This window comes from Streptomyces sp. NPDC007929 (genome assembly GCF_042959065.1).
In the GTDB taxonomy this organism is placed as follows: domain Bacteria; phylum Actinomycetota; class Actinomycetes; order Streptomycetales; family Streptomycetaceae; genus Streptomyces.
Window position 1 is genome coordinate 148,860 of sequence record NZ_JBIBKD010000013.1, and the last position, 23,893, is coordinate 172,752.

Genomic DNA, 23,893 nt, shown 5'->3' on the forward strand with positions numbered 1-23,893 from the left:
AAGACGGGGCCCCACCCGGCCCCGGCCGTGACCGGCACCGGCCACTGCGTGCGTCACCCGGCGCACGGCGGCCCACCCGGCCCCGGGACGACAAGGGAGGTTCCGCCGTGACGCCGCAGCCCCCCGGCGCCCCGGACCCACACACCCCCGGCGCCTCCGATACGCCGGGCCCGGCGGACGCCGGACCGGGTGCCTCCGGCGGGCGGGAGCGGCGTGGCGTGGCCGATGCGCACGGGGACGTCACCTTCGTGGGACGCGCCACCGAGCTGGAACACATGTCCCAATGCCTGCGCCAGGCCTGGTCCGGCAAGGCCTCCAGCGTGCTCGTCCAGGGCCCGGCCGGCATCGGCAAGACCGCCCTCGTACGCCACTGGCTCGCGCGCCTCACCCCGCAGCGGCACCCCGTCCTGCGCGCCGCCTGCGACCCGGCGGAGGAGGACCTGGCCTACGGCATGATCCGGCAGCTCACCTCCCGCGTCCCGGCCCCCCTCCTCGGCCGCTTCGCACTGCTCACCGGCGTCACCCCGACCGCCGAGCCCTTCCACGTGGGTGCCGAACTGCTGGAACTGATCGGCGAGTTGCAGAGCGACGGCCCGGTGCTCATCGTCGTCGACGACGTCCAGTGGGCCGACCGCCCCTCCGCCCAGGCACTCGGCTTCGTCCTGCGCCGTCTGGAGGCCGACGCCGTCATGACCGTGCTGATCGCCCGCAGCAGCACCGAACCCGGCCGGGCCGGCGGGCTGGACCTGCCCCACCTGATCGCCGGCATGCCGCACAGCTACGACCTGACCCTGACCGGACTGGACACCACCGACGTGGCCGAACTGGCCGCGCGGGTGTACGGCCGCGCCGTCGGCACCGCGACCGTCGAACGGCTGCGGGAGCACACCGCGGGGCATGCCCTGTACCTCCAGACGCTGCTCGCGGAGGTACCGCTGGAGCGGGTGTCCCGCCAGGAGGCCTCCCTGCCGGTGCCCACCTCCCTCGCGCAGGCCCTGCGCCGCCAGCTGGACGCCCTGCCCGGCCCGGCGCGCGGCCTGGTCGAGGGCATCGCCGTGCTCGGCGGCCCGGCCCCCCTGGCCACCGCCGCCCAGGTCGCCTCCGTCCCCGAGCCCGACTCCGCGCTCGAACCCCTGCTGGCGAACGGCATGGTGCGCTGGTGGCCCAGCCGTCCCACGACCCCGGTCGCGATCGATCACGCGCTGCAACGCGACGCGATTCTGGACGCCGTCGCACCCCGCCGGCTGCGGGAGCTGCACGCGGCCGCCGCCGCCCTCGTGGACCGCCCCGCCAGCTGGTCGCACCGGGTCGCGGCCACCCACGGCAGCGACGCGACACTCGCCCGCGAACTGGAGCGGGCCGCGACCGACAGCCGCACCGGCGGCGAGGACGACAGGGCCGCGACCCTGCTGCTGTGGGCGTCGGAAGTGGCCGCCACCCGCGCCGAGCGGGACCGTCTGCTGCTCGTCGCCGCCGCCCGGCTGCTGTGGGCGCAGCAGTACACCCGCGTCGAGCCCCTGCTGAGCCGGATCGAGACCGCCGAGCCCGGCCCCCTGCGCAGCCTGGTATTGGGCGGCTACGCCACGACCCGCCGGGCCCCCGAAGCGGCCGGCCTGCTCATCGAGGCGCTGCACACCGGCCCGGACGGCCCCGACGCCGCGTTCGTGACGGCCATGGCCGGCACCTGGCTGGGCATCAACCGCGTCCTGGACGGCAGCGCCGCACAGGCGGAGCCCCTGCTGCGCGACGTGCTGGCGACCGACCCCCTCGAACCGCAGCTCGCGCCCTGGGTCCTCGGCAGCTGGGGCCTGGCCCGCAGTTACGCCGCCGGGGCCCGCGCCGCCCTGTCCGAGTACGACGCCCTCTCCCGCACCACCGGCGCCCACTCCGCCGCGGACCGGACCATCGAGCGTGCCTACCGGGGCATGCTCCAGATGTGGGCCGGTGACCTCGCCGACGCCCGGCACGAGCTCACCGCCGCTCTGGACATGGCCCGCGCCCAGGGCTGCGCGGCGACGGCGGAGTTCACCTACGCCAACCTCGCGGCCGCGCAGTACTTCCTCGGCGACTGGGACGAGGCCGTCATCAACGCCGATCTCGCCCTCGCCATCGCGGACGCCGAGAACAAACCCTGGGCGTTCTCCTACGCCTACTGTGTGGCCTCCTTCGTGCCCGCGGGGCGCGGCCAGTGGCAGCGGGCCCGCCGGTTCGCCCAGCAGTCGCAGCAGTGGACGCGGACCATGCCGGTCTACGGAGCGCACCACGTCGCTCTCGCGGAGGCCGTCCTGGCGCAGGCCCGGGGCGACCATCGCGCCGTGCTGACCGCCCTGCGCGCCGTTCTGGACGCCCGTCCCGACTCGGGACCGCTGGCGTTCCAGACCTGGTGGCGCCCCCTGCACGTGGAGGCGCTCATCGGCACCGGCGACCTGGACGCCGCCGGTCCGGCCCTCGCCGACCTGGTGGCGCTGAGCGACCAGGCCCCCTCACTGCGGCTCGCCGTGGCCTGGCTCTCCGGGCTTCTCGCCCAGGAACGCGGCGACACCAAGCGGGCCCGGGACCTGTACACCGAAGGCCTCGAGGGTCCGGTCGGCGCCGACGATCCGCCCCTGCACCGGGCGATGCTCGCGCACAGCCACGGCCGGCTGCTGGCCGCGGCGGGGGACCGGCTGCGTGCGGCCGCGTCCTTCACCGAGGCCCGCGAGCTGCTGACGGCCCTGGGGGCGGAGCCGTTTTGCACCCGCTTCCCGGACGACGTCACCCACCGGCCCCCCTCGCCCGGCCCGGCGGCTGCCAGGCTCCCGCTCGCCGAACTGACCGACCGCGAGCGCGACATCTCCCAGCTCATCGGGCGGGGGCTGACCAACAGGGAGATCGCCGCGAGGCTGTTCGTCAGCAGCAAAACGGTCGAGTACCACCTGAGCCACATCTACCAGAAGTTCTCCCTGGCGGGCCGCCGGGAACTGCGCAACCTGGTGCAGCAGCACAACGCCCTCAGCACCTGACCCACTTCCGGTCTCTCCGCTCCCTACGGTCCCTCGCACCCCTTCACCGATCGCCCTGGAACCCCGTGCGGTGAAAATAGTTAGCACGACACTTGCCAAATGGCTTACTCAGAGAAAAAGATTCTCACGCAGTGCGTAAGCAAGTGCGTAAGCAAGTGCGTAAGCAAGTGCGTAAGCAAGTGCGTACGCAAGTGAGAAGGCGAGTGAGAAGGCGAGTGCGTGAGCGGCTCGTCGTCCCGGTCCGCAGGCCATCCCCAAGTCCACCGCGACACCACGTAGTTCGGAGGCGTCATGCCCAACCGCCGCCAGTTCCTGGCCGGATCCGCCGCGGCCCTCTCCCTCGCGGCGCTGCCGCGGACACCGGCCGTGGCAGCGCCCCACGCCGCCGGCCGGGCCCCCAACATCGTGCTGATCCTCGCCGACGACCTCGGTTACGGCGAGCTCGGCTGCTACGGCCAGCAGACCATCCGCACACCGAGGATCGACGCGCTCGCCGCCGAGGGCCTGCGCTTCACCGAGGCCTACTCGTCCTCCCCGGTGTGCGCACCCTCGCGCTGCTCCCTCCTGACGAGCCTGCACACCGGTCACTCGGCCGTGCGGCAGAACCCCTTTCCGGGCGACCCGGGCCAGGGGAGCCTGCGCGCCGGCGACACCACGTTCGCCGAGGTCCTGCGCTCGCGCGGCTACCGCACCGCGTGCATCGGCAAGTGGGGCTTCGGACCGGAACTCGCCGACCAGCCCAGCCATCCCCAGGCCCGCGGCTTCGAGGAGTTCTACGGCTACATCGACCACGGGCACGCCCACGACTACTACCCGGACTACCTCTGGCACAACGGCGAGAAGTCCCCCCTTCCGCAGAACGCGGGCACCGCGCAGGGCGCGTTCGCGGCCGACCTCTTCGAAGAGCGGGCCCTGGACTTCATCGACACACACGCCGCCGGGCCGGATCCGTTCCTGCTGTTCCTCGCACCGACCCTCCCGCACTTCCCCAACGTCGTCCCCGCCGAGGACATGGTCGGCTACACGAAGGAAGGGTGGGGTGCCCCGGAGAAGGCGCACGCCTCACAGGTGGCCCGCCTCGACACCGTCGTCGGCGCGGTCGTCGACCGGCTCGCCCAGCGCGGCATCCGCGAGGACACCCTGATCGTGTTCACCAGCGACAACGGCCCGCACGAGGAGGGCAGTCCGGCGGTCGACCCGGACAAGTACGACGCGAACGGCCCCCTGCGCGGCTACAAGCGCAATCTGTACGAGGGCGGCATCCGCATCCCGCTGATCGTCTCGCAGCCCGGCACGATCGTGCCGGGCACCACCCACCGCCCCACCCCGCAGCTCGACCTGCTGCCCACCTTCGCCGAACTGGCCGCGGCTCCCGCGCCCGGCGACATCGACGGCATGTCGATCGCCCCCCTGCTCGCCGCCGGCACCGCCGCCCCGCACCCGCATCTGTTCTGGCTGCGCAACGACCCCTACCAGGGCACCAAGTCCAACCAGGCGGACGGCGGCCGGGGCAACAGATGGGCGGAGGCCGTGCGCAAGGGCGATCTGAAAGCCGTCCGCTTCGCCCCCGCGCGCGATCCGAAGGCCCCGGACAGCCAGTGGGTGGTGCAGCTGTACAACCTCGCGGCGGACCCGTCGGAGGCGACGGACCTCGCCGCCCGGCCGGAGCACCAGGCGGCCCTCACCGAACTGACGGCGCTGATGCGCACCTCCCAGCGGGCGCACGCCGAGCGCACGCCCTACGGGGTGACGATCGGCGGGACCACCATCGCCGTTCCCGGGCAGGCCTTCACCGTCACCACCACGCTCGCCAACACCTCGGACACCGCCTGGACCAGCACCGCGATGTCGCTCACCGTCCCCGACGGCTGGACGGCCCAGGCGGTCACGGAGCCGACGGCGCAGTCCGTGGCCGCGGGGCAGTCCCGTACGACGACCTGGAAGGTGACGGCGCCCGCCGGGGCCGCCAAGGGCGCGCGGTTCCGGCTGCGCGCGAAGGCCACGGCGACGCTCGACGCCAACTCCCTGACGTTCACCGGCGACAGGGTGCTCACCACGGTCGCGTCCCTGCCCGCCCCGCCCACGGCGACGGCGTACCTGAGTGATCTGGACTGGGCGTGGATGGTCAACGCGTGGGGCCCGGCGGAGCGGGACATGTCCAACGGCAAGCAGGCCGCGGGCGACGGACCCCCCATCAGCCTGGCCGGCAAGACCTACGCCAAGGGTCTCGGCGTGCACGCCAGGTCCGAGATCATCTTCCATCTGGGCGGTGTGGCCGACCGGTTCACCGCCCTGGTCGGCCTGGACGACTTCTCGGTCCGCGTCTCCGGCGCCGGCGGGGTCCGCGCCCGGGTCTTCGGGGACGGCGTGCCCCTCTTCGACAGCCGCCCGCTGAACCCCGCGAGCGGCCCGAAGCAGGTCGACGTGGACGTCACCGGCGTACACGCCCTGCGGCTGCTCGTGGAGGACGCCAACAGCAACGGCTCCTACGACCACACCTCATGGGCGGACGCCAAGGTCACCGTCTGACAGCTGAAGGCGCCCGCGCCCCGGCGCGCGGGCGCCCTTCACCGCCCGGTGCGGTCCGACGGTCAGCCGGCCCACCTCCCGGAGAAGAACGTGACGGCGAAGACGGTGCTCAGCGGAGCCACGACGCACAGGCACAGGGTGCAGATCTGCGGACGGCGCAGACTCGCGGCGGCCACGGCGATCCACAAGGGCCACCACAGCAGCGTGGCCCTGGGGACGGACATGTACCAGTAGGAGGTGCCCAGCGCCCACAGGCTCAGGCCGACGTACACCGCTTCCGCCCAGCGGCGCCGCCGGATCAGCAGCCCCACCAGGAACAGGCCCACCAGCATCGCGACGAGTTCCGCCTGGAGCATGAAGGCGTATCCGGTGCCGTAGGTGTGGTCGAAGGCCCCGTTCCAGGTGTTGCCCCACGCGTCCCAGGGGGTGTGGAAGTCGCGGTACCAGCCCCGCGCCTGGGCCTTCTGCCAGGCCATCCAGTCGCCCGTGTGCGCTTCGAGGAACCAGCTGAAGACGAGGACCGGCAGGGCGGGCAGCACCAGCCAGGGCGCCGACGCCCAGTCCCCGCGCCGCCGTGCGGTCAGCAGGAACTGCACGGCGATCGCGGCGGCGAGGAACAGCCCGCTGATGCGTACGGAGGTGGCCAGGGTGGTCAGGAGCGCGGCGAGGGCCCAGTTGCGGCGCTCGGCGGCGAGCCAGGCCGGCAGGGCGAGAGCCAGGAACACCGCCTCGGTGTAGCCGACGGCCAGGAAGATCGCACACGGCGAGAGCAGCAGAAGCATGACGGTACGGCGGCCGGCGTCCTGGCCGGGCAGAGACCTCTGCGCGATCCGGGCCAGGGACACGACGGCCACGGCACCCGCGACCAGAGAGATCAGCAGACCGGCCGACGTCCAGTGCGCAACGACCAGGTGGACCCCGCGCAGCAGCAGCGGAAAGCCGGGGAAGAAGGCCTCACGGTTGTCCCAGTCCTTCTGCCAGGGCCCGTCAAGGCCGGGGAAGTAGCCGTCCTGGGCTATGCGCGCGTAGTGATGCCAGTCCCACTGCTCGAACGGCGCGAGGAGCGGCCCGGGGTCGCGGGTGTCCTCGTCGGAGGGGAACAACCAGCGTGTGGAGCAGGCCGTGACCCACACACCGATCCGCGTCAGCAGGTACAGCCACAGCACCTGACGGTCCATGGGCCGCAGCCGCCCGGCCCACGACTCCCACCAGGGCCTCTTGCGCCGGCCGGACCCGGGGCGGGGCCGGGCCGGAGACTCCGGCTCCGCTCGTCTTCGCTGCAGGACGGGCACCGGGCTCCTCACGGCTGCCCGGAACGCTGATGTGTCGTCGTCGCACCGCCGGGCAGCGTGGTGGTCGGCGGCGGGAACGTGGTGTGCTCGTCCGGCGGCGGCCAGGTCGTGGTGGCGGAGGACGTGGACGTGGTCGTCGGCGGCTCGGAGGGCTGGTGGAAGGAGGGTGGAGTGGCCGGGACGGCGGGAGCCGGATCCCGGGGCAGCATCACCGCGGTGGCCGCGCCCGCACCGGCCAGGGTCAGACCGGCCACGGCCATCAGGACATGGCGTCGCCGGGTCCGCAGCCCGCGCGCGTTGATCTCCGACACCGGCGCGATGACCGCCCGCCGGCGTCCGGCCTCCGCGGCCTGCTCGAACAGTGAGCGCAGCGGGTCGTGAGACTCAGGCATCGGGGGCCTCCTCAAAGCGCGGGTCCTGAAGCCGATGGGCCAGGGCGATACGGCCGCGGCTCAGATGCGTCTTCACCGTGCTGGCGGACATGCCCGTCTCCCGGGCGATCTGCTCGACGGTGAGGTCGCACAGGTAGTGCAGGGTCAGCGAACGCCGCTGCTGGGCGGGCAGTTCGCGCAGCGCCTCGACCAGCACGATCTGCTCAGGACCAGGCCCTTCCACATGGGACGGGGGCGTACTGCTGCGCCACGCGTCCGAGGACCGGCGGCGAAAACGCCACCGGCTCACGGCCAGCCGCCAGGCGACGGTGCGGATCCACGCCTCGGGCTGCCCGTCCCGGTCGAGCTGGAGGCGCCGGCTCCATCCCTTGACGAACGCCTCCTGCACGACGTCCTGCGCTTCTTGAAGATCGCCGAGCATCACGTACAGCTGCCCGGTGAGCCGCGCGACCGTCTGTACGTAGAACGACTCGAACTCCTCGACGGTCAATGGGCACTCCCCGATTTCAGCTTCATGGCGCATACGCCGGGGAGGGGTCGTTCGGTCGACACCCGGAGCAGGGTTTCCCAGTGACGGTCGTCACAGTCTCATCGGGAGCACCTCGGCCCAGCCCCCGGCAACCCACGGCCCCGGCCCACCCATGCTCACCCCGAAGCAGCCGCACACCGTCAGGGAGAAGTCCTAGTACGGCTTCCCACGACGTCATCCGCCATGAGCCGAGCCTGCCCGTCAGACGGCGATGACCTCCTCGTTGTCCTCGCCGACGTACTCGATCGACATGATCTTCGCGAAGTTCGCGAGGACCTGGACGGGATAGGTCGGACCGGTGTCCCGGAGGGCGCGCATCTCCTCCAGGTGCTCGTTCTGGAACAGGGCGGTCCGGGTGCCGTCGAGCTGGATCCAGCGCGGGAAGAAGATCGTGCCGTGCGCCAGGCGCGCCTCCGGCAGCAGGTTGACCACCACCGACGTGCCCGTCGGCTCGTGCCATGACACCTTGTAGACGCCGTCGGCCAGCCGCACCAGGTCGATCTCCTGGTCCTTCACCCACCGTCCGGCCACCATCCCGCTGTGCACCCGGTAGTCGAGGGTGACGGCGTTCTTCAGGTACATCTCGTACCGCCACCCGTTGGCGTAGGTGTACTTCAGGCGGTGGCCCACGATCCCGGACAGGTCCTGCGCCGGTACGAAGTCGTCGGGGACCGTCATGACTGGCTCCTCGGTGCCGGCCGGAATCAGCGTTGCCGTCCCGTCATTGTGTCCCCCCGGCGTCCGTGCCGCGCGCTGGAGAGCGGCCCTGTTCAGAGGGACGTGATCAATACTTGATCATGGCGTAGCGCTCGGTTCCCCGGACGGTGAGGAAAGCCCAATATCCGTAGCCGTACAAGCTGGAACGACAGAATATCTGCTCGTCCCCGTCGTGGGGCCGGGCCAGTACGACGGGCTGTTCACCTGGACTGGTGCCGGCTTGAAGAGCGAGCCCTGACTGCTTGGCGATGATCCGGTATTCGGCACCGTCTTCTGACCCCGGATCCGTCTCGTCAGGGGCGAATCCTGACACCTGGGCACAGTCCCGGAACTCACCGTCCTGGAATTTCTGAAGCAGCCACTTCTGGCTGTCACCCTCGTGCCATCCGCTCTGTACCACGGCGGCTCCGGCAGCTGTTCCGCCGGCCTCGAGCGCCATGCTCGAATGGTGAACCAGAATACGGTGGTACCCTTCTCCGTCCGGTTCCAGAAGGAAATGCCCCAGCGTCCAGGGTTCGGGGAAGTCCGCTACGACGAGAGCGGCGCCTTCTCCTGCCGTCCGGCTCACCGGCGGTGCGGTGTCGGGGCCGGTGCTATGCCAGCCGATGGCCGCGACCGCGTCGGCGACGTCGGCCAAGGACCGCTCAGGGTTCAGAGAGCGGACGACCTCCTCGGTGAGAGGCTGCCCAGCCAGGATGTGCTGAATCGCCGCCGTTCGCGCTGATGAGGCCTGTTCCACACCCAGCCCCTCCGCCAGCATGATCGTCCCTGGCCCTGGTGCGATGAGATCGGCCAATACCTCATCCGCGCAATCCGTAACCAAGTGCCCTTCTTCGTCGGCGGGGCTGAACTCGGCCGTCCTCCACTCCACGTCTCCCGGAAGCCGCCACATAACCGCTGTGACGAGGGGCATTTCATCACAGTACGAATGGTCTTCGGGTTCATTGTCGCCGTGCCAGAGACAGTGACGCAGAGATTCGGGAACCTGCGCGATGATTTCTTCCCATACCTCGGGCAATTCCGGGCTGAGCCGTCCGGGATGGAAGTCGGCATCGGTGTCCCACAAGAAGACAACGGTGCCGACGTCGCCGTGAAAATGAACGCTCACCGTCCGCTCGCCCTCATTCGGCACATGAAGCAGCCAGCCGTCCGCACTGGGACAGCGTGAAGGACGGTACGTATAACCGCAGTCGGAGGCGCCCGGCGGCGCCTCAGCGCTGATCGCCGAGATCACGGCCAGCGCCCTCGCCCGCTCCTGCAACACCGGTACGTCCGGCAGCCTGGCCGCGGCCCTGTGAACACTGATCCCGTCGCTGAGCTCTGTCTCGTCCATGCCGCCCATGTAACCCGCCACCACTGACACCGTCGTCAACGGCCGCTTCGGCAGACGATCCGTCCCTGCCGCCCCCCACCCCGTCCCTGAACAGGTACTTCTAGCCGTCAGGCCTCTTGCCGGGGACAGCACTGTGCCGCTCGATCCCCCTACAACTGCTCACCCGGTGTGCCCAGTTGCGGTGGCTGCCGGCTGCTCGTCAGATGGCTCGGCCTGGAGCAGGCCACAGCACCGCTTCGGTGCCGGGCCGGTGCCCCACCGCGCACGGCGGATGAGCGATCCACCCTCCCCCTGGGGCTCGATCCCGCCCGGTTTGCGCAGTGCGGCACCCGCGCGGCCCGCCCGCACGACGGCGTCCCCAGCCGTCTCCCGGACGCGTTTGCGCTCGTCACTCCCCGCAGCGCCCACCTTGGATGCCATGATCCCAAGGGCATATCGGCCGAACGATCGGTGCCTCATGTGGAAGGTACGGTCGTCAATGCAAGGGACGGCCGTGAGGGAGCGCCTCCGGACGATGGCGTGGTCCACTCACTCGCGCCCCGGATTAATGGGATGAAAGAGCCCCCTCGAAGACCCGTCGCGCCGTGACGGGATCGATCACATGGGATCTTGCTGCGCTCTTGCGATATCTGGACGGCCATCTCGCGAGCCACCTATACATACATCCCATGTCTTCGAGGAGGGCGGCTGCGGGTTGCCGCCACATCGAGCACCCCAGTCACCGAACCAGTGCCAGGAGTACCCATGAGACTCAAGAGCGTTGCCTGTTCGATCGCCTCCGCCGTATCGGCTCTGGCGCTGCTCGCCGCCTGCGGCGGTGGGTCCGGCGGGTCCGGCGGATCCGGTAAGGCCGCCTCCGGCGACCCACTCGTGGGCGTCGACTACCCGCGCTCGGACACCGACTTCTGGAACTCCTACATCAAGTACACCCCGCTCCAGGCCAAGGAGCTCGGCCTGAAGCTGAAGACCACCAACTCCCAGAACGACGTCGCCAAGCTGACCTCCAACATCCAGACGCTGGTCAGCCAGGGCGTCAAGGGCCTGGCCATGGCCCCGCAGGACACCGCCGCCATCGCCCCGACCCTGGCTCAGATGGAGGCGAAGGGCATCCCCGTCGTCACGGTCGACACCCGCCCCGACAGCGGCAAGGTCGCCATGGTGGTACGCGCCGACAACCGGGCCTACGGGGAGAAGTCCTGCAGGTACCTCGGGACGAAACTCGGCGGCAAGGGCAAGGTCGTGATGCTGCAGGGCGACCTGAACTCCATCAACGGCCGTGACCGCACCGAAGCCTTCAACGAGTGCATGAAGGCCAACTACCCGAAGATCCGCGTGTTCGGCGAAGCCACCAACTGGGACGGCGCCGTCGCCGCGCAGAAGCTCCAGACCAGGCTGACCGCCCACCCCGACATCAAGGGCGTCTACATGCAGTCCAGCTTCGCCCTGGCGGGGACCCTCCAGGTCCTCAAGCAGCGGGGCCTGCTGGTCGGACCCGAGAACGAGAAGCACGTCTTCGTGGTCTCCAACGACGGCATCCCCGAGGAGCTCAAGCTGATCGCCGAGGGCAAGATCGACGCCACCGTCTCCCAGCCGGCCGACCTCTACGCCAAGTACGCCCTGTACTACCTGAAGGCCGCGCTCGAAGGAAAGAAGTTCAAGCCCGGCAAGACCGACCACGACAGCACCATCGTGCAGGTGCGCGAGGGCCTGCTGGAGGACCAGCTCGCGGCTCCCCTGGTCACCGCCGACGGCGAGACCTACGACGGCGTGCCCAGCGTCAAGAGCGACGACACGTCCCTGTGGGGCAACGACAAGGGCTGACGCGGCCGACGGCACACCGACAGCTGCACGGACAAGGTGATGTAGATGAGTGACGGGGAGCGAGCAGCCACCCCAGCGCCCGCCCCGGACGACGGCCGGATCCGAGAGGATCGGACCCGGCCGGTCGCCGAAGCGACGGGCATAGTCAAGCGGTTCGGGCCCACGGTGGCCCTGAACAAAGCCCGGATCACGGTGAGGCCCGGCGAGACACATGCCCTCGTCGGCCGCAACGGAGCCGGCAAATCGACCCTGGTGTCCCTCCTCACCGGCCTCCAGGCACCGGACGAGGGGACGGTGACCTTCGACGGCAGCCCCGCGCCCCGGCTCGCGGACCGCGACGCCTGGCGCCGCAAAGTGGCGTGCGTCTACCAGAAGTCGACGATCATCCCCACCCTGACCGTCGCCGAGAACCTCTTTCTCAACCGGCACGACCACGGCCCCGGCCGCCTGATCAGCTGGCCCAGCGTACGCAGGCGGGCGCAGGAGGTGCTGACGACCTGGTCGGTGGACGTCGACCCGCAGACCCCCGCCGGGGACCTGGACGTCGAGCAGCGGCAGTTCGTGGAGATCGCCCGCGCCCTGTCGTTCGGCGCCCGGTTCATCATCCTCGACGAGCCGACCGCCCAGCTCGACGCGGCGGCGATCAACCGGCTCTTCGACCGCATCCGCGACCTCCAGCAGCAAGGCGTGACCTTCCTGTTCATCAGCCACCATCTCCAGGAGATCTACGAGATCTGCGACATGGTGACGGTGTTCAGGGACGCCGGCCACATCCTCACCGCTCCGGTCGCCGAGGTCTCACGCCCCGACCTGGTGGCCGCCATGACCGGCGAGGCGGCCGCCGCACAGCGGGAACAGCGGGCCAGCACCCTCGACGCGAAGGCCACCCCCGCGCTGAACGTGCGGGACCTGAGCGGCGACGCCTTCGACGACATCACCCTCCAGGTGGGGGCCGGGGAGATCGTCGGGCTGGCGGGAGCCGCCGGCAGCGGGCGCACGGAAGTCGCCGAAACCGTCGTGGGACTCAGGTCCCCCCAGGCGGGCGGCATCCAGATCGCCGGGCACCGCCCCCGGCCGGGCAGCGTACCCGCGGCCCTCGCCGCCGGTGCCGGCTTCGTCCCGCAGGACCGTCACTACCAGGGCCTGGTGCCGGACATGTCGATCGCCGACAACGCCACCCTGTCCGTGCCCCGGCGCCTGGGCCGCCACGGGCTCCTCAGCCGCTCGCGCCGCGACCGGCTGGCCGAGGGCATGATCGAGTATCTGGCGATCAAGACCCCGGGCCCCGAACTGCCCGTCTCCGCCCTGTCCGGAGGCAACCAGCAGAAGGTCGTCATGGCCCGTGCCCTGGCCGACGACCCCCGGCTCCTGATCCTGATCAGCCCGACCGCAGGCGTGGACGTGCGCTCCAAGGAGTTCCTCCTCGGCAAGGTCGAGGAGACCGCCGGCTCCGGCACGGGGGTGCTCATCGCTTCCGACGAACTCGACGACCTGCGCATGTGCGACCGGGTCCTGGTGATGTTCCAGGGCCGTGTGACCGCCGAAATCACCCGCGGCTGGAACGACCACGAACTGGTCGCCGCCATGGAAGGAGTGGACCTCGATGCCTGAAAACGTCCTCACCGAGGCGCCCTCGAAGGACACCGCGCCCGGCCCCGGCGGGCGGCGCGCGCTGCTCGGCGGCCGGGTGCCGCTGGCCCGGTTGCGCGATCTCGCGCTCGTCCCCGCGATCGTGGCCATCGCGGTCGTCGGCCAGTTCATCAACCCGGTGTTCCTGCAGTCGGACAACCTCATCAACGTCCTGCAGACCATGTCCGAGATAGCCCTGCTCGTCCTGGCCCAGACGATGGTCCTCATCGTCAAGAAGATGGACCTCTCACTCGAGTCGACCATGGGTCTCGCCCCGGGCATCGCGGCCTGGCTGGTGGTGTCCACGGGCGGACACGGACTCGGACTGCTCCCCGGAGGCTGGTCCATCCCCCTCACCCTCGCCGTCGGCGCCGTCATCGGCGTGATCAACGGCCTGCTGATCATCCGCTTCGGGCTGAACGGCTTCATCGTCACCCTCGGCATGCTGATCGTCCTGCGCGGCGTCCTCACCGGAATCTCCGGCGGCCAGACGTTCTTCCAGCTGCCGAAGTCGATGCTCTACCTGGGCACCACCCAGTGGTTCGGTGTACCCGCCTCCATCTGGCTCTGCCTCATCCTCTTCGCCGTCGCCATCGTCGTCCTCGGCTGGACCAGCTTCGGACGCTCGCTGTACGCGATCGGCGGCAATGTCGACGCCGCGAAGGCCGCCGGCATCCGCACCGACCGGGTGCTGTGGATCGTCATCGTCACCGGCAGCGTGCTGGCCGCCCTGGCCGGGCTCCTGCTGTCCGGGCGACTCGCCTCCGTGGCCTCGGCGCAGGGTGACGGTTACATCTTCACCGTCTTCGCCGCCGCCGTCATCGGCGGGATCAGCCTCAACGGCGGCAAGGGCACCATGTTCGGCGCCTTCTGCGGAATCCTGCTGCTCTTCATGATCCAGAACGTGCTCACCCTCGCCGGTGTCCCGGCGCAGTGGATCGGCGCGCTCAACGGCCTGATCATCCTGGTCGCCCTGGCCATCTCGCGCATCACCGGCGGCAAGGTCCAGGACTGAACCGGGCGGAGAAACGTTTCGCCCGACCCCGCCCTTCGCTCCCCTTCCCGTCGCAGGGGCACAGCCCCTGCCCGCCCCAGGAGTCACCATGTCCTCCGCCTCACCCCCGCCGGCCCGCATCACCGCGCTGCACGTCGTGGACGTACGGTTCCCCACGTCCGAGCACCTGGACGGGTCGGACGCGATGAATCCCGAACCCGACTACTCGGCCGCCTACGCCGTCCTGCGCACCGACGCCGGTGACGGCCTGGAGGGCCACGCCCTGGCCTTCACCACCGGCCGCGGCAACGATGTCCAGGCCGCCGCCATCGCGGCCCTGGCCCCCTACGTGGTCGGCCGCACCGTCGACGAGATCTGCGACGACCTGGGAGGCTTCTCCCGTTCCCTGGTCCATGACGCGCAACTGCGCTGGCTGGGGCCCGAGAAGGGCGTCATCCACATGGCCACCGGCGCCGTCGTGAACGCCGCCTGGGACCTCGCGGCCAAGCGCGCGGGCAAGCCCGTCTGGCGCTTCCTCGGCGAGATGCCGCCCGAGGACCTGGTCGCCCAGGTCGACTTCCGCTGGCTGAGCGACGCCCTCACCGAGAAGGAGGCCCTGGAGATCCTGCGGCAGGCCGAACCCGGCCGCGAGGAACGCATCGCCCGCCTCCTGGAACGGGGTTACCCCGCCTACACCACCACACCCGGCTGGCTCGGCTACTCGGACGAGAAGCTGGCACGCCTGGCCCGCGAGGCGGTCGCCGACGGCTTCACCCTCATCAAGCTGAAGGTCGGCGCGTCCCTGGAGGACGACGTGCGCCGGATGCGCACCGCCCGCGAGGCGGTCGGCGACGAGGTGCGCATCGCCGTCGACGCCAACCAGAGATGGGACGTCCAGCCCGCCATCGACTGGATGCGGGCGCTGGCCCCCTACGACCCCTACTGGATCGAGGAACCCACCTCGCCCGACGACATCCTCGGCCACGCCGCCGTCCGCCGGGCCGTGGCCCCCATCAAGGTCGCCACCGGTGAGCACGTCGCCAACCGGGTCGTCTTCAAGCAGCTGTTGCAGGCCGGTGCGGTGGACATCGTGCAGATCGACTCCGCCCGCGTGGGCGGCATCAACGAGAACATCGCGATCCTGCTGCTCGCCGCGAAGTTCGGGGTGCCGGTCTGCCCGCACGCCGGTGGGGTGGGCCTGTGCGAGATGGTGCAGCACCTCTCCCTGTTCGACTACGTCGCCGTGTCCGGCACGGTCGAGGACCGCGTCATCGAGTACGTCGACCACCTCCACGAGCACTTCGTCGAGCCGGTGCGCATCGCCGAGGGCCACTACCTCGCCCCCGCCCTGCCGGGGCTGGGCGCGCAGATGCACCAGGAGTCGCTCGACACCTACCGGTACCCCGACGGCCCCGTCTGGTCCGGCCGTGCCTGACACGGGGCCGCTGGTCGACGCCCACCACCACCTGTGGGATCTCGGCCGGCGCCCGCAGCCCTGGCTGGACGCGCCCGGGCACGAGCGGATCCGGCGCGACTTCGGCGTGCACGACCTGCGGGCCGCCGCGAGGCGCACCCTCGCCGGCCGGCGGCTGACGAGCACGGTGGCCGTCCAGTGCGTGGCGTCCGAGGAGGAGACCCGTGACCTCCTCGCCCTGGCCGCCGAAAACCCCCTGATCGGCGCCGTCGTCGGCTGGGCGGACCTCGCCTGCCCGGCGATCGAGGACAGACTCGACGCACTGGTGGAGGCGCCCGGGGGCCGGTTCCTGCGGTCCCTGCGGCACCTCGTCCAGGACGAGGCCGACCCCGCGTGGCTGCAACGCCCGGCGGTGGAACGGGGACTGGCGGCACTCGGTGACCGCGGGCTCGCCTACGACCTGCTCATCCGCAGCCACCAGTTCACCCAGGCCGTCCGGCTGGCGCAGCGCCTGCCGCAGCTGCCGCTGGTCCTCGACCACGCGGGCAAGCCGCCCCTGGCCTCGGGCACGCTGACCGCCTGGGCCCGTGGGATACGGCGGCTCGCCGAGCATCCCCAGGTGATGTGCAAGGTGTCCGGCCTGGTCACCGAGGCCGACCACGACAACTGGACCGTCGACGACATCCGCCCGGTGTGGGACGTGCTGCTGGACGCCTTCGGCCCCGACCGGCTGATGTTCGGCTCGGACTGGCCCGTCTGCGTGCTCGCGGGCGGCTGGAACCGGTGGGCCGCCACCGTGGAGGAACTCCTCGAAGGCTGTTCCGCCGCGGAGACCTCGGCGATCCTCGCCGGCACCGCGACCGGCTTCTACCGGCCGGCGCCCCGGGGAGGAGGTGAAGACGCCGAGCCCTGAGCCGGCCCCGACACCCGACTGCCCACCACGGAAAGGACCCCGACCCCATGACACTCGCCGTCCGCTACCTCGCCGCCCGCACCCTGGACACGACACGCGCCGACCCCTCGCCCCCCGGCCCCGGCGAAGTGGAAGTCGCCCCCGCCTACGTCGGTATCTGCGGCACCGACCTGCACATCTTCCACGGCGACATGGACGCACGGGTCGACGCGCCCACCGTCGTCGGACACGAGATGTCCGGGCGGGTCGTGCGCGTCGGTCCGGACGTGACCCAATGGCACCCCGGCGACGCGGTCACCGTGATGCCCCTGCGCTGGGACGGTACGTGCCCCGCCTGCCGGGCGGGCCATCAGCACATCTGCCGGCACCTGGACTTCATCGGCATCGACTCCCCGGGCGCCATGCAGCAGCGCTGGACCGTCCCCGCCGGCACCCTCGTCAGGCTCCCCGAGACCCTCGACCTGGAGCGGGCCGCACTGGTCGAACCCACCGCGGTCGCCGTGCACGACGTCGGCCGGGCCGGGGTCCGGCCCGGCGAGCGGGTCGTGGTGGTCGGCGGCGGACCCGTCGGCGTGCTCATCGCCCTGGTCGCACGCGCCGCGGGCGCCGACGTCCGGGTGGTCGAGCCGGGAGAGCACCGGCGCCGGGTGGCGCAGGACCTGGGCCTGACCGCCTGGGACCCGGCCGGCGTGGACGTGCCCACGGCGGTGGGGGAGTGGACCGGCGACGCGGGCGCGGACGTCGCCTTCGAGGTCTCCGGCGCCGCGGCGGGCGTGACCACCGCGGTGGAGGTGCTCGGGGTGCGCGGCAGGCTGTGCCTGGTCGCCATCCACCCCCGGCCCCGCGAGATCGACCTGCACCGCTTCTTCTGGCGCGAGCTCACCCTCGTCGGCGCCCGGCTCTACACCCGCGACGACTTCGAGCGCGCGGTGGGCCTGGTGGCCGACGGCACCCTGCCCTGCGAACGGCTGATCAGCAAGGTCGTGCCGCTCACCGAGGCGGCCGCGGCGTTCACCGCCCTCGAAGGCGGCGGAGACGTGATGAAGATCCTCCTCGACTGCACCGCCGTCACACCGGGAGCCGCCACGTGAACCCCTTCGACCTCACCGGCAGGCTCGCCGTCGTCACCGGCGCGCGGCGCGGCATCGGACGTGCCATGGCCCGCGCCCTCGCCGGCGCCGGGGCGGACATCATCGGCGTGAGCGCCGAACTGGAGGAACGGGGCAGCGCGGTGGAGGAGGACGTGCTCGCCGCCGGCCGCACCTTCGAAGCCGTCCGCGCCGACTTCGCCGACCCTCAGGCCGTACGCGCCCTCGGAGCCGAACTCGCCGGGCGGGCACGGCCGGTGGACATCCTGGTGAACAACGCCGGCACCATCCGCCGTGCCCCGGCGGCCGAACACTCCGACGCCGACTGGGACACGGTCCTCCAGGTCAACCTCAGCGCCCAGTTCTCCCTGACCCGCGCGGTCGGCGCGTCGATGGTGGCCCGGGGCCGGGGCAAAGTCGTCTTCACCGCGTCGCTGCTCAGCTTCCAGGGCGGGATCACCGTGCCCGGCTACACCGCCGCCAAGCACGGCATCGCCGGGCTCACCAAGGCCCTGGCCAACGAGTGGGCCCCCCACGGGGTGAACGTCAACGCCGTCGCCCCGGGCTACATCGCCACCGACAACACCCAGGCCCTGCGCGAGGACCCCGAGCGCAGCCGGGCGATCCTGGACCGTATCCCGGCAGGCCGCTGGGGCAGCGCGGACGACCTCGCGGGCGTCACCGTGTTCCTGGCCTCGGACGCCGCCGCCTATGTGCACGGCGCGGTCGTCCCCGTGGACGGGGGGTGGCTGGGCCGATGACCACCACAGGAGCCGCACCGCGCACGGGCAGGGGGCAGGGATGAATCAGGAGACGATCGGCCACCGGACGATCAGGAACACACCGGTGAAGGTCACGGAACTCGGTTTCGGGGCCGCCGCCCTCGGCAACCTCTACCGCGTCACCTCGCCCCAGGACGCCCAGGCCGCCGTCGAGGCGGCCTGGGCGGCCGGCATCCGCTACTTCGACACCGCACCGCACTACGGGCTGGGCCTGTCCGAACGGCGCCTGGGAGCCGCCCTGCGCGACCGGCCCCGCGACGAGTACGTCGTCTCGTCCAAAGCCGGACGCCTCCTCGTGCCCAACGAGCACCCCCGAGGCGTCGACGACGAGGGCTTCGTCGTACGGGACGACCTGCGCAGACAGTGGGACTTCAGCCGCGACGGCGTGCTCCGCTCCCTCGACGAAACCCTGTCCAGAACGGGCCTGGACCGTCTGGACGTGATGTACCTGCACGACCCGGACGACCACGAGAGGCAGGCGTTCGACGAGGCCATGCCCGCCCTGGCGGAGCTGCGCGACCAGGGGGTGGTCGGCGCCATCGGGGTCGGCATGAACCAGTCGGCCATGCTCGCCCGCTTCCTGCGCGAGAGCGCGGCCGACGTGGTGATGCTGGCCGGCCGCTACACCCTCCTCGACCAGTCCGCCCTCGACGACGTCCTGCCGGCCGCGCGGGAACACGGCAAGAGCGTGGTGGCGGTCGGTGTGTTCAACTCCGGGCTGCTCTCCGGCGACCGGCCGGCCGAAGGGATGAAGTACGACTACCGGGACGCCCCGCCCGAACTGGTGGCCCGCGCCCGGGCCATCGCCGAGGTCTGCGAAGCCCACGGCACGAGCCTGCCCGCGGCGGCGATCGCCTTCGCGTACACCCACCCCGCCGTCGTCAACGTCACGCTCGGCATGCGCAGCGCGGCGCAGGTCACGCGGAACGTGGAGCTGCACCGTCGGCACATCCCGGCCGGCCTCTGGCAGGATCTGCGTGCCGAAGGCCTCATCAGAGAGGACGTGCCGACGGACGGTCTGCGCACGAGGAGTACGCATTGTCCCTGACCGACAGAGCCATAGAGCAGATCCGCGAGCTGATCCGCACCGGCGAGCTGCCGCCCGGCTCGAAGCTTCCCCCCGAGCCGGATCTGGCGGCCCAGCTCGGGCTGTCCCGCAACCTCGCCCGGGAAGCGGTCAAGGCCCTTGCCGTGGCCCGTGTCCTGGAGGTCCGGCGGGGCGACGGGACGTATGTGACGAGTCTCCAGCCGAGCCTGCTGCTCGAAGGACTCGGTGGCGCCGTGGAGCTCCTGCAGGGCGACTCGGGCGCCCTGCAGGACCTGATGGAAGTACGCAGGCTCCTGGAACCGGCGGCCACCGCGCTGGCCGCCACCCGTGTCTCCGACGCCCAGCTGGCCGAGGTGAAGAAGCATCTGGACGCCATGCGCGAGGCCCGCGAGGACGTCGAGCGGCTGAACGCGCACGACGCCGCCTTCCACCGGGCCGTCGTGATGGCCACGGGCAACGAGTCGCTGATCACCCTGCTCGAAGGCGTGTCCGGGCGCACCCTGCGCGCCCGGATGTGGCGCGGTCTCGTCGACGACCAGGCCGCCGGCCGGACGGTGGCCGAACACGAGGCGATCTTCACGGCCCTGTCCAACCGGGACCCGCACCTCGGCCATGCCGCCGCCCTGCTGCACGTCAGCAACACCGAGCAGTGGCTGCGGGAGCATCTGCGCTCCCACCCCCGGCCCTTCGGCAGGAGCGCCGGGGGGCCCGCGGCGCAGGGCTGACCCTCCCGGCGGTGCTCACTTCGTGAGGGTCACGTCCGCCCTGGAGACCTCGGCCTTGAGATCGGCGCCCTTCGCGCTGTTCACGATCTGCACCGACTCGATCTGGGACTTCTTCGGAATGGGGTCGTTGCCCAGGTACTTCGCGTACTTCTTGGCGATGGCCGTGAAGTCCAGGCTGATACGGCTCTTCTTGCCCGGCTGCAGCCTCTGGCCGTGGATGGTCACCCGGCAGCCGTCCGGCTTACCGGCACCCGTCCGGCACTTGTTGGTCCACAGCACCCCGTCCGCGTTCGGCTTCATGAAGGAGCCGGGGTCGAAGTGGACCACGGAGATGACGTTGGTGCCACGGGCGGTCTTGTAGATGAAGTCGGTGGTCAGGATGGCCCGCTTCTCCGAGCAGCTGAAACCGCCGCTCTGCTTGACGAGGGCGTCGTAGGCGACGTTCACACGGCCGTCGGAGAACTGGTACACGCCCCCGCCCGCGGGCCGCTTGAGGGAACTGCCTATGTATTCGTAGGAGAAGGTCACCTCCTTGAGTTCGCAGTTCTGCTTGTTCTGCGCCGTCTTGAGGTTCCTTGAGTTGTTCTGGAGCACGAGCTTGAGCGGCGATCCGGACGGGCCCTGCACCTGGTGGTCGAAGCCGGGGTACTTGCGCAGCTTGCTCTCGTCCCAGTTGTAGGTGACGAAGCGCCAGGCCGGGCACTCCACCCCGCGCCGGGAGGTGTAACCGAACCAGGTGCACCTGCTGTTGACCCGGTTGGCGTTGTCGATGTTCTTGCAGTCGGTCGACCGGTTGCCGTAGTTCTTGCCGCCCGCCTCGTCGGAGACGCTGTAGCAGCGCTGCTTGGGGCCCGGGTCGTAGACGATCGACTCGGTCTTCGGCTTCGGAGTGGAGGCGGAACCGTAGAAGGGGATGAGCGCGGCGGCGGCAGCTGCCGCGACGACGGCGGTGACCGCCGTCAGCCCTGCACGCTTGTTGCGACGATGCATTGTCATGGCTGTTCCTCGGCCGCCGGAAAGGCGGATGTGCGTGACGGGTGGAGACTTGCCCGCCCCGGCCGGCAGATGACCTGAGCCGGCCCGCGGGCGGGAAGGGCGACGCGTCGATGAAGGGCGGCCTCCGACCCCCGGTCGGATCCGCGCGTGCAGGCCGTGTGGGCCGCCGCGTGAACGAGCCAGAGGTATCGGCGATCGCTCGACGGCGGGCGCCAACTTACCCGTCTGCCGGGCCGTTTCCACCGCCGTGCGAAGGAATCCGCCAGGCCGGGCACGGGTCTCGGGCGGCACCGGCATGCCGCGGATGCACCACGGACGGTGCCATCTCCCTGGGCCGCCCGCGCGGAACCCCCCCATATGCCCTGCCCACAGCAGGAGTGGGCAGCGCCCCGCCCGCACCGTCCGGCGCCCGGCGCGGGCGGTGTCGGCACGCGGGGTCCGAAGCGGCAATGCGCACCGAACCTGAGCGTCGGATCCCGCGCATCCGGTGCGGGGCGGAGCCGACGCCCGCGCGGGTCCAAGGGCCGTTTCAGGACACCGAACCGATCAGAAAATCCGAGCACTGTCCGCCCGCCGCCATGGCCCGGAACCGGACCGCGCCCCCCTGCCGGCCAGGGCCGCCCGGCCCCCGGAACCGGCGGGAACACACTCCGCCCGGCGAGCGCCGCGCCCCGGACGGCCCCACCCGCACCCCGCGGCCACCACCGGAACGGCGGGGACGCAGCGGCCGATGTTCCCGGGCCGGAGGCGGCCGACGTGCCCGAACGAGGACAGCGGCGCCCACCGGCGCGCTCCCGGCACGGCGAGCGGCGGCCCGGACGCCTCACGCCACCGACCGGCACCCGATGTCCCGCCGACGACATGACGACCGCGGCGGCCGACACCTGCCCGCGGTGTTCCCCGCACCGCCCACCCGCCTCACGGACCCGCACGGGCAGGACAGGCCCCCTCAACCGGTGTTGTATCCCTGATCCACAAGTGGCACGCTCGGCGCGACAGCGCCCGGGCCCTCGGCGACCGCGGGGCGCAGCGGCCCCCTCTGCCACGCTCAGGTGGTCGTCGCGCTCCCCCCCACGGCCTGGAGAGGACTTTTGTCGAACTCGCTCGCCCCCCGTCCACCGGCCCATCGGTTTCTCATGCACAGCACCCAGCGCGGCCCCGCCGCCGACCGCCGTCTGTGGGACGACGAACCCGGCCCGGTCGGCATCTACGCGCAGCTGTGCACCGGCACAGCCGAGGCCGCGCGGGCACTCGCCGCACTGGCCGACGACGAACCCGGCACCGCACAACGGGGGGAACGGTCCTGGGCGGAGGGACTGCCCACCGTGCCCGTCGCTCTGAACGCGGTACTCGACGCGGCGCGGGAGCTGGCCGCTTCGCCCGGGGGAGCCGGGCTGCTGTCCCCGGCGCTCGTGCGGTGGCTGGAGGAGAACACACCGGGCGGCCCCGCCCGCACGGCCGCCAGGAGATCCCTCGCGCTGCGCGCCCTGCGCCGACTGGAACCACCCGACGCGGAACTGTTCTGGTGGAGCTGCGTCGAACGGCTTCCCGACCAGGTTGTGGCACGGCGGCTGCGCCGGCCGCAGGACGAGGTGTCCGGGGACGTCGCCCGGGTGAAGGCGGAGTTCCGGGAGCGGAGCTGGCAGCTCCACCGCACGCATGTCCAGGACCCCGTCTGCCGCTCCTACGCCGGACTGCTGGACGCCACCGCGCGCCAGAGCGCCGCCGCCACACCTGAGGACCTGCTGGAGCATCTGCGCCAGTGCGCCGTGTGCACCGAGGCCTTCGACTGCCTGAGCGTGACCAACAGCCTGCTCTCCACCCTCATCGCCGAGGCCGCGCTGGGATGGAACGGCTCCGGCTATGTGGCCCGGCGGCGCCGGCACCTGTCCGAGTTCCCCGGCGGCGCGGTGCGGCGGCCCCCAGGCTCCACGCCCGCCGGGCGGCGACGCCGGCCGCACGACAAGCGGCGCGCGGCGAAGACGGCCGGGATCGCGATGAGCGTCCTGCTGCTCGGCTGCGCGCTCCTCACGCTGATCGACGGCGATCAAGGTGACCAGCCTCCCCTCTTCCCCGACCGGCCGGGGCTCGGGATCACCTCCGGCCCCTCCGACCCGGAGCCCGGGCCCGGACCCGGGGCGGGGAAGGTCCGTCCCAGCCCGTCCGTGACCGGTTCGGCGCAGGCGCCGGGCCGCGACTCGCCCGCCCCGTCCGCGTCCGAGGCGTCACCGAGCCCGTCACCGCCCGCCGACGAACAGCCACTGCGCGAGCGGGCGAGCCAGAGCCCCGAGCCCACCTGCACGGCGGTGCTGGACGTACGCAACAGCTGGAAGGAAGGCGTCGAGGGCAACCTGCGCATCACCTCGCAGGAAGCGCTCGACGGAGGCTGGACGGTGACGTTCCGCGTACCGGAGGGCACCAGGACCGAGGTGTGGAACGGTGAGGCCACCAAGGAGGGCACCCTCGTCACGGTGACCGCGAGCGCCCACAACCAGTCGGTCCCGGCGGGGGCCACCTTGACCATCGGTGTGGTCGTCGCGTTCGACAACGGCGGCTACCCACCCGCCGCCTGGCTGTCGCAGGTCCACGTCGACGGCCGCACCTGCTCCGGGTGAGGCCGCGCACCACATGGGCAGGCACCCCTCGGCCGAAGTGCTGTCGTCAGGGACCGGGCGTATCGTCCCTGTAT

18 protein-coding genes are annotated in these 23,893 nt (G+C 71.5%); 12 read left to right on the forward strand and 6 right to left on the reverse strand.

What is annotated here, in order from left to right; genetic code table 11:
- The first annotated feature begins 107 nt into the window (after positions 1-107).
- Positions 108-3,002 carry an AAA family ATPase gene (locus ACFZDE_RS34415; protein WP_391206971.1) on the forward strand — a complete coding sequence of 965 codons (2,895 nt, stop codon included), beginning with the start codon at positions 108-110 and terminating at the stop codon, positions 3,000-3,002.
- Positions 3,003-3,293: 291 nt separating this feature from the next.
- On the forward strand, positions 3,294-5,531 hold the full coding sequence (locus tag ACFZDE_RS34420; protein WP_391206973.1) for a sulfatase-like hydrolase/transferase: 2,238 nt from the start codon (positions 3,294-3,296) through the stop codon (positions 5,529-5,531).
- Positions 5,532-5,593: 62 nt separating this feature from the next.
- Here ACFZDE_RS34420 and ACFZDE_RS34425 read toward each other — a convergent pair whose 3' ends face one another.
- From ACFZDE_RS34425 to ACFZDE_RS34445, 5 genes are all read right to left on the reverse strand, one after another.
- Positions 5,594-6,823: a mannosyltransferase family protein gene (locus ACFZDE_RS34425; protein WP_391005284.1), complete on the reverse strand. Its 1,230-nt coding sequence runs from the start codon at positions 6,821-6,823 to the stop codon at positions 5,594-5,596.
- An 8-nt stretch (positions 6,824-6,831) separates the two neighbouring features.
- Positions 6,832-7,215 carry a hypothetical protein gene (locus ACFZDE_RS34430; protein ID WP_391206976.1) on the reverse strand — a complete coding sequence of 128 codons (384 nt, stop codon included), beginning with the start codon at positions 7,213-7,215 and terminating at the stop codon, positions 6,832-6,834.
- Positions 7,208-7,705, reverse strand: coding sequence for a SigE family RNA polymerase sigma factor (locus ACFZDE_RS34435; protein WP_391005288.1), 498 nt, complete (start codon positions 7,703-7,705; stop codon positions 7,208-7,210). Before ACFZDE_RS34435 ends, ACFZDE_RS34430 begins: the two co-directional genes overlap by 8 nt.
- A 240-nt stretch (positions 7,706-7,945) precedes the next feature.
- Positions 7,946-8,422: a phenolic acid decarboxylase gene (locus ACFZDE_RS34440; RefSeq protein ID WP_391005290.1), complete on the reverse strand. Its 477-nt coding sequence runs from the start codon at positions 8,420-8,422 to the stop codon at positions 7,946-7,948.
- A 106-nt stretch (positions 8,423-8,528) separates the two neighbouring features.
- Positions 8,529-9,794, reverse strand: coding sequence for an RICIN domain-containing protein (locus ACFZDE_RS34445; RefSeq protein WP_391206979.1), 1,266 nt, complete (start codon positions 9,792-9,794; stop codon positions 8,529-8,531).
- A 744-nt stretch (positions 9,795-10,538) separates the two neighbouring features.
- On the opposite strand from ACFZDE_RS34445, the gene ACFZDE_RS34450 reads away from it, so the two are divergent.
- The 9 genes from ACFZDE_RS34450 to ACFZDE_RS34490 all read left to right on the forward strand — a co-directional run bounded on the left by ACFZDE_RS34450 (position 10,539) and on the right by ACFZDE_RS34490 (position 20,208).
- Positions 10,539-11,615: a substrate-binding domain-containing protein gene (locus ACFZDE_RS34450; protein WP_391005296.1), complete on the forward strand. Its 1,077-nt coding sequence runs from the start codon at positions 10,539-10,541 to the stop codon at positions 11,613-11,615.
- A gap of 45 nt (positions 11,616-11,660) precedes the next feature.
- The gene (locus ACFZDE_RS34455; protein WP_391206982.1) at positions 11,661-13,226 is read left to right on the forward strand and encodes an ATP-binding cassette domain-containing protein; all 1,566 of its coding nucleotides are present in this window, start codon (positions 11,661-11,663) and stop codon (positions 13,224-13,226) included.
- Complete coding sequence (locus tag ACFZDE_RS34460) at positions 13,219-14,259, forward strand: ABC transporter permease (protein WP_391005300.1); 1,041 nt, start codon at positions 13,219-13,221, stop codon at positions 14,257-14,259. The genes ACFZDE_RS34455 and ACFZDE_RS34460 overlap by 8 nt, the downstream gene beginning before the upstream one ends.
- An 88-nt stretch (positions 14,260-14,347) precedes the next feature.
- Complete coding sequence (locus ACFZDE_RS34465) at positions 14,348-15,673, forward strand: enolase C-terminal domain-like protein (RefSeq protein ID WP_391206986.1); 1,326 nt, start codon at positions 14,348-14,350, stop codon at positions 15,671-15,673.
- Positions 15,666-16,565 (forward strand): amidohydrolase family protein, encoded by a 900-nt coding sequence (locus ACFZDE_RS34470; protein WP_391206989.1) that lies wholly within the window; start codon positions 15,666-15,668, stop codon positions 16,563-16,565. Before ACFZDE_RS34465 ends, ACFZDE_RS34470 begins: the two co-directional genes overlap by 8 nt.
- Positions 16,566-16,612: 47 nt before the next feature.
- The gene (locus tag ACFZDE_RS34475) at positions 16,613-17,656 is read left to right on the forward strand and encodes an alcohol dehydrogenase catalytic domain-containing protein (protein ID WP_391206992.1); all 1,044 of its coding nucleotides are present in this window, start codon (positions 16,613-16,615) and stop codon (positions 17,654-17,656) included.
- Complete coding sequence (locus ACFZDE_RS34480) at positions 17,653-18,414, forward strand: SDR family NAD(P)-dependent oxidoreductase (RefSeq protein ID WP_391206995.1); 762 nt, start codon at positions 17,653-17,655, stop codon at positions 18,412-18,414. The genes ACFZDE_RS34475 and ACFZDE_RS34480 overlap by 4 nt, the downstream gene beginning before the upstream one ends.
- A 40-nt stretch (positions 18,415-18,454) precedes the next feature.
- The gene (locus ACFZDE_RS34485; protein WP_391206998.1) at positions 18,455-19,483 is read left to right on the forward strand and encodes an aldo/keto reductase; all 1,029 of its coding nucleotides are present in this window, start codon (positions 18,455-18,457) and stop codon (positions 19,481-19,483) included.
- Positions 19,474-20,208 carry an FCD domain-containing protein gene (locus ACFZDE_RS34490; RefSeq protein ID WP_391207001.1) on the forward strand — a complete coding sequence of 245 codons (735 nt, stop codon included), beginning with the start codon at positions 19,474-19,476 and terminating at the stop codon, positions 20,206-20,208. The genes ACFZDE_RS34485 and ACFZDE_RS34490 overlap by 10 nt, the downstream gene beginning before the upstream one ends.
- Positions 20,209-20,223: 15 nt before the next feature.
- Here the strand turns inward: ACFZDE_RS34490 and ACFZDE_RS34495 are convergent, their stop codons facing one another.
- The gene (locus tag ACFZDE_RS34495; RefSeq protein ID WP_391207004.1) at positions 20,224-21,204 is read right to left on the reverse strand and encodes a hypothetical protein; all 981 of its coding nucleotides are present in this window, start codon (positions 21,202-21,204) and stop codon (positions 20,224-20,226) included.
- A 1,136-nt stretch (positions 21,205-22,340) separates the two neighbouring features.
- On the opposite strand from ACFZDE_RS34495, the gene ACFZDE_RS34500 reads away from it, so the two are divergent.
- The gene (locus tag ACFZDE_RS34500) at positions 22,341-23,819 is read left to right on the forward strand and encodes a cellulose binding domain-containing protein (RefSeq protein WP_391207007.1); all 1,479 of its coding nucleotides are present in this window, start codon (positions 22,341-22,343) and stop codon (positions 23,817-23,819) included.
- Positions 23,820-23,893: the final 74 nt, after the last annotated feature.